The following is a 6000-nucleotide window of genomic DNA, read 5'->3' as shown; positions in this document are numbered from 1 at the left end:
AGGGACAGATACGCGGGTGTTGGCATGAGTGCTCTCCTTGCCTGGGTCATGGATCGGAAGTGATCCGGGAGCCTGGTCTAAAGCGATCTGCGTGCCAACTTTTATAAAGCGATATAAATCAGTGGCTTGGCGTGACCTATAGGCGAAGTATGGTCATATTGCGCGCCAGATCACGAAAAAGTGCGCAAGAACTTGCGCACTGCTGCGCAAGTTTTTGCGCAGTAGCCTCAAGGCCTTTGCCAACGTGACCTACAGCTATCTATCCACAGGGTTATCCACATTTTGCTGTGCAAGAAATTGCGCAATCGAGCCAGTCGCGAATACCTGCAAAACACCTCAACAGCAAGCTGCTGCAGCCTCATTTTTCAGCCAGACGTCGAGGGCGCAGGCTGACAATCATCTTCTTCTGGGTACTGCTCATGGCGCTCGACCGGCATGCCCTTTACCAAGGGAAGGCATGGTCAAAACTTTCGGCGAAATCATGCTTCTGCGAGCCCCTGCCGGCATGACTTCCTGCCTATCCCCCGAGGCGCTTCACACCGGCAGGCTGAAGCTGAAGGTGGCGCCTTCGCCCGGGCGTGAGCGCACCTCGAGGCGGCCCTTGTGCAATTGCACGATCTCCCGCGACAACGCCAGCCCCAGGCCGACGCCACCCTTGCGTCGGCCCACTTGCACGAAGGGCTCGAAGACTCGCCCCTGCTGCTCGAAGGGAATGCCCTCCCCTTCGTCCTTGACGCTGACTACCACCTGCTCACCGCTGCGCTGTGCCAGCAACTGCACCTTGTCACCCGAGTTGCTGTGGCGCAGGGCATTGCTCAACAGGTTCTCGAGCACGCGTTGAATCTGCCCGGCATCCAGGCAGAGGTGGGGTAACCCATCCTGCAGCGAACAGCTCAGATCCACGCCACGTTCGCTGGCCTTTTCGCTGAAGCGTTCGCAGCTCTGCTCGATCATCGCGGCCAGGTCGCAGGGGTGGCGTTGCAAAGTCTGCAGACCATTCTGATAGCGCGAGAAATTGAGCAGATCGTCGATCAGTTGCACCAGGCGGTGCATTTCCTCGTCGACGGTGCGCATCAGCTCCTGTTCACGCCCGCCCGCTGGCAGCGGCAGGCGTTCGCGCAACAGGCTGAAGGCCATGTGCATGCCGGTGATCGGCGTGCGCAACTCATGCGAGGCGCGCAGGACGAACTCGTTGCGCACCCGCTCGAAGGCGCGTTGCTTGGTGACGTCGCGCAGCACCATCACCGCCCCCACGCTGCCGCCCTCGGGTAGTTGTACCGGCGTCAGCGACCAGGCCAGCAGGCGCGTCTCGCCGTTGCGATCGATCTGCAGATCGGCGGGCGCTTCGCGCAGCAGCTCGCCGGCCAATACCTGCTGTAGCGCTTCGTCCACGGCATGGCCGGGCAACAAGGGGCCGATGGGTTGGTGCTGAATCTCGGAATGCCAGGACAACTGGCGCAGCGCCACCGGGTTGGCGTGCTCGACGCGGCCCTTGGCATCGAGAATGATCAGGCCGTCATCGATGCTGTCGAGCACGGCCTTGAGGCGGCCTTCGCTGTTGCGTAGCTGGTACAGGTTGCTCGAATGGTACTGGCGCAGGGCCTCGGTCATCAGGCCGAAGCGTCGGCTCAGCAGGGCCAGCTCGTATACCGGCGACACCGGCAGCACCACATCGTACTGACCCTTGCCGACCCGGTCGGCGGCGCGTACCAGCAGGTCGATCGGCGCACCGAAACGGCGAGCGATGCCGTTGGCGGTGAGCACGCCGATCACCAGCACCGACAGCCCCATGAAGGTGAGCAGCGCGGCGAGCAGTTGCGAACTCTCGCGACCCTGCCGTTCGGCTTCGCTGACCTGCAGGACGACCTTGTTCTGCTCTTGCAGAAGGTGGTTGCGCAGGTGCTGGAAGGCCTCGATGAAGGGCTGGTAACCGGCCAGGTCGTGCGGCGTCTGCCCGGCGGGGGTGCCGGCCTCGGCGGCCTGTTCCATCAGCGCATAGAGCCTGGCGCTTTCTTCCAGCCCCTGCACGTAATCCGCTTGCAGGTTCTGGCCGGCAAGCCCTTCGGCGAGGGTCTCGCGAAAGGTTCGGCGGATGTCTTCCAGCGCCTGCGGATCGGGTTTCTGGTCGATCAGGATGACCAGCTCGTCGCCCAGGTACTGGCGCAGTTTCTGGCCGATCTGCGCAGCCTTGAAACTGTACTGGATCAGGGTGCTCTGGCTACTGGCGACCTGGGTCACGCTGTACAGACCCAGCAGCAGCCCGAGCAAGGCCACGGTGATCAGCGCGGAGATGCTCAGGAACAGACGGGTGCGAAGCTTCATCGACAGCTTCATGGGGTTCTCGCGCTCACAGGTTGTATTGCTTGCGTTTGCGATAGAGGGTCGAGGCATCGATACCCAGGGTCTTGGCCGCCATGTCGAGGGTGTTGCTGCTGGCCAGTACCGCAGCGATATGCGCCTTCTCCAGTTCCTCCAGGCTCATCGGTGCGCCTACCCGCACCGTACCAGCCGGGGCCTCCGGGCTACCACCCAGGCCCAGGTGGGCGACCTCCACCGACTCCTGTTGGCAGATGATGCTGGCGCGCTCGATGACGTTGCGCAGTTCGCGGATATTGCCCGGCCAGTGATAGGCCTGCAGCGCCGCTACCGCCTCGGGGCTGAAGGCGCAGGCGGGGCGGCCGTAATCGCTGACGAAGCGGGCGAGAAAGCGCTCGGCCAAGGACAACACGTCCTCGTGGCGTTCACGCAGTGGCGGCAGCTTGAGGGTGATGACATTCAGGCGGTAGAGCAGATCCTCGCGGAAGCGCCCCGCGCGCACCATCTCGTCGAGATCCAGGTTGGTGGCGGCGACGATGCGCACGTCGGCACGGCGGGTCACCGGGTCGCCGACACGCTCGTATTCCTTGTCCTGGATGAAGCGCAGCAGCTTGGGTTGCAGCGCCAGGGGGAAGTCGCCGATCTCGTCGAGGAACAGGGTGCCGCCATCGGCCTGGCTGACTCGGCCTTGGGTGCTCTCGCTGGCGCCGGTAAAGGAGCCCTTGGCATGGCCGAACAGCTCGCTTTCCATCAGCTCGGCGGTCAGCGACGGGCAGTTGATGGTCACGCAGGTGCGTTTGGCGCGGCGACTCCAGCCGTGGATGGCACGTGCCAGTTCGCCCTTGCCGGTGCCGGACTCGCCGAGGATGAGAATGTTGGCGTCGGTGGCGGCCACCTGCCGGGCGGTTTCCAGAATCGCCATCATCGCCGGGCTGTGCGAATCGAGTCCGTCCTTGGGCTGGCGTACCTCGCCTTCCAGCGCTTCCAGGCGCGCCGCCAGGGCGCGGGCTTCCAGTTGCTTGGCGGCGGCCAGGCGCAGTTGGTCGGGCGAGCAGGGTTTGACCAGGTAATCGGCGGCACCGGCCTGGATGGCATCGACGGCGGTGTCCACGGCCGAATGCGCGGTGACGATCACCACGCGCATCCAGGGCGCCTGCACGCGCATCTGCGCCAACAGCTCCAGGCCGCTGTCCTCGCCCAGGCGCAGGTCGAGGAAGCACAGGTCGAACACCTGGCGTTGCAGCAGGGCCTCGGCTTGCGCGGTGCTGCTGGCCCCCGCCACTTCGTAGCCTTCATCCTCCAGGCAGTAGCGGAAGGTGCGCAGGATCGCGGCTTCGTCATCCACCAACAGGATGCGTCCACCGATCTGTCCTGAATCTGCCATGTCATGCTCCATATGCGGGTATGTTGCAGCTTAGTTAGGGAAAAACCGTGCAAGTTGCAAGGCGGGTATAAATAGATCCTGCAGGGTGCACGCCATCATAGCGCCACTTTTTTCGTTATCTTGCTGTTTTATAAGGGTTTTCATTGTTTTAAAGGGCTGGCATGGCAGTTGCGACGGAGAAAATATCTTTTTCGCACAGGAGTCAGTTCATGCCCCGCTTCAAACCGCTGCTGCCAACCGTGACCCTGGCCCTGGTGCTCGGCACCCTGCCATTGGCTGGTCATGCTGCCGAAGCCGGGCTGCAGCAGCAATTGGTCGCCGCCCGCCAGGAAGGCTCGATCTGGACGGCCTTCGCCCTCAACCGCCATCTCAATCCGTTCAAGCTCGACATCGAGGTCGACGACGGCCGGGTCACGCTCAGTGGGCGGGTGGAGAGCGAGGTGCAGAAGGAGCTGGCCGAGCAGGTGGCGATGAGCGTCGAAGGTGTCAAGTCGGTGGACAACCGCATCGAGGTCGACCCCAAGGTCGCCGAGGGTAATCCACCCGGCATGGTGCAACGCCTGGAAGACGCCACCCTGGCGGCGACGGTGAAGTCCAAGTTGCTGTGGAACAGCAACACGCGTGGCCTGGACATCCAGGTGCGCAGCGAGAATGGCGCCATCACCCTCAGCGGCCAGGCCCAGACCGCAGCGGCCAAGGAGTTGGCCGGTGAACTGGCGGCCAATACCGATGGCGTGCGCGAGGTGTTCAACCACCTCAGCATCAGCACCGCCGACAGCACCAGCAGCGAAGTGCAGACGGCGGTGCAGGAGGCCCGCGAAGACATCAGCGACGCCTGGATTACCAGCAAGGTCAAGGCCAGCTTCCTCTATAGCCGCAACCTCGACGGCCTGAACATCGAGGTCAACACCCAGGACGGTCTGGTCACCCTGCGCGGCAAGGTGCTGAGCAACGCCGAGAAGCGCATGGCAATGGACATCGCCCGCAACATCCGTGGCGTCCGCGGTGTGGATGCCGATGCCCTGCTGGTGAGTGACTGAGCCGGGTGGGCCGCCGTTGCGGCCCTAGATTCACATGAGTCCCATCGCCAAGGAGAAGATCCATGAGCAGCAAGACCGCACAACTGAACGAACTGATTGAGATTACCCGTGACGGCAAGCGCTTCTACGAGCATGCCCACGACGAGGTGAAGGATATTCGCCTGCAGGCCCTGTTCCGCGACATGGTGCGCGCCAAGACTCAGGTGATCGACGCGCTGGCGGTCAAGGTGGCCGCCAACCAGAGCGAACCGGCCAGCGGCGGCACCCTGCTGGGCAAGCTGCGCCAGGTCTATGCCGACACCCGCGCGACCCTGGCCAAGGATGAAGACGCCGCCTACGTCGCCCAACTGGAAGAAACCGAGGATCGCATCCTGCATGCCTTCGAGGATGCCCTGGAAAGCGCCGAGGAGGATGTGCGCGTGCTGCTGGCCGTGGAAATGCCCAAGGTGCGGGCCTGCCATGACCGCATGCGGGCGCTGAAGGACGAGATGTCCTGACTTCTTCCTGAGCCAGCCCTGCCTTCGAGCCCCCTACGCTATGCGTCGGGGGCTTGCTTCGTTTAGGGGATGCTAGCTGTGAAGTTACGATTGGGTTGTCGAGTTAAACCAATAGTTTCATTCGCGTAGTTGGCGTACCGGGCGGTGATCCGTTCGTGAAGCAGTACGCCGTTGGTGGGAGTATTGGGCGTGAGCCGTGGTGCCGAACGAGGCATGGCCCGGCGGACTGTTCGCTTAGGCTCCTGAGTCCGCCCTACGGCTGCCCTCTCAAACACTTTGCGCTAATTCTGGGTTACCTCGCGTTCAGGCGCGTGCAGAGCCCGCCCAGGAGGGCGAACGGAATCGTCGTGGAGGAGGTTGAGCGGCATGGATGCCGCGAAAGCCGCGATGGGCCATGGATGGCCCACCGTCGGTGGGCCGCATCCGGTCGGGCCTCTGGAGCGGCGATGGAGTGAGCGAACCCTCGCGTAGCGAGGGCCGGATGACCGGGCGGAGGTTTTGGTTACTTTTGTCGGGCCGGCCATCCGAGGCAAAAGTGACTCGCCCGGGAGGGCGAAACCAGAAACATCAACAAAAACGCGGCAATCCGGAACAGACGCCCGAAAATCCGCACAAGCCCATCTGTTGCCTTCCCCACGAAGCCACCGAGCGAACCTTTCCCGTATCACCTCACGAAACCGACGTCGTTCATCTAACTGTCATATTCCTTTCATAGAGTGTTCACGCGGCCTTCGGATACTTGGGCCCGTTCCATCCAACACAA

Annotated in this window: 4 protein-coding genes; 2 read left to right on the top strand and 2 right to left on the bottom strand. The window is 63.0% G+C overall.

Annotated features, from left to right (window positions below; translation table 11 throughout):
• Positions 1-534 precede the first annotated feature (534 nt).
• The gene (locus tag ACSVIK_RS24385; RefSeq protein ID WP_442446724.1) at positions 535-2334 is read right to left on the bottom strand and encodes an ATP-binding protein; all 1800 of its coding nucleotides are present in this window, start codon (positions 2332-2334) and stop codon (positions 535-537) included.
• Positions 2335-2347: 13 nt separating this feature from the next.
• Positions 2348-3700, bottom strand: a complete 1353-nt coding sequence (gene algB, locus ACSVIK_RS24380) for a sigma-54-dependent response regulator transcription factor AlgB (protein WP_442446723.1) — start codon at positions 3698-3700, stop codon at positions 2348-2350.
• 209 nt (positions 3701-3909) lie between these two features.
• Between algB and ACSVIK_RS24375 the strand changes: the two genes are divergently transcribed.
• Complete coding sequence (locus ACSVIK_RS24375) at positions 3910-4740, top strand: BON domain-containing protein (protein ID WP_442446722.1); 831 nt, start codon at positions 3910-3912, stop codon at positions 4738-4740.
• A 62-nt stretch (positions 4741-4802) separates the two neighbouring features.
• Positions 4803-5237, top strand: a complete 435-nt coding sequence (locus ACSVIK_RS24370) for a ferritin-like domain-containing protein (protein ID WP_442446721.1) — start codon at positions 4803-4805, stop codon at positions 5235-5237.
• Positions 5238-6000: the final 763 nt, after the last annotated feature.

This window comes from Pseudomonas sp. NCHU5216 (genome assembly GCF_052156495.1).
GTDB lineage: Bacteria > Pseudomonadota > Gammaproteobacteria > Pseudomonadales > Pseudomonadaceae > Aquipseudomonas.
This window is presented reverse-complemented; position numbering and strand designations above follow the sequence as displayed.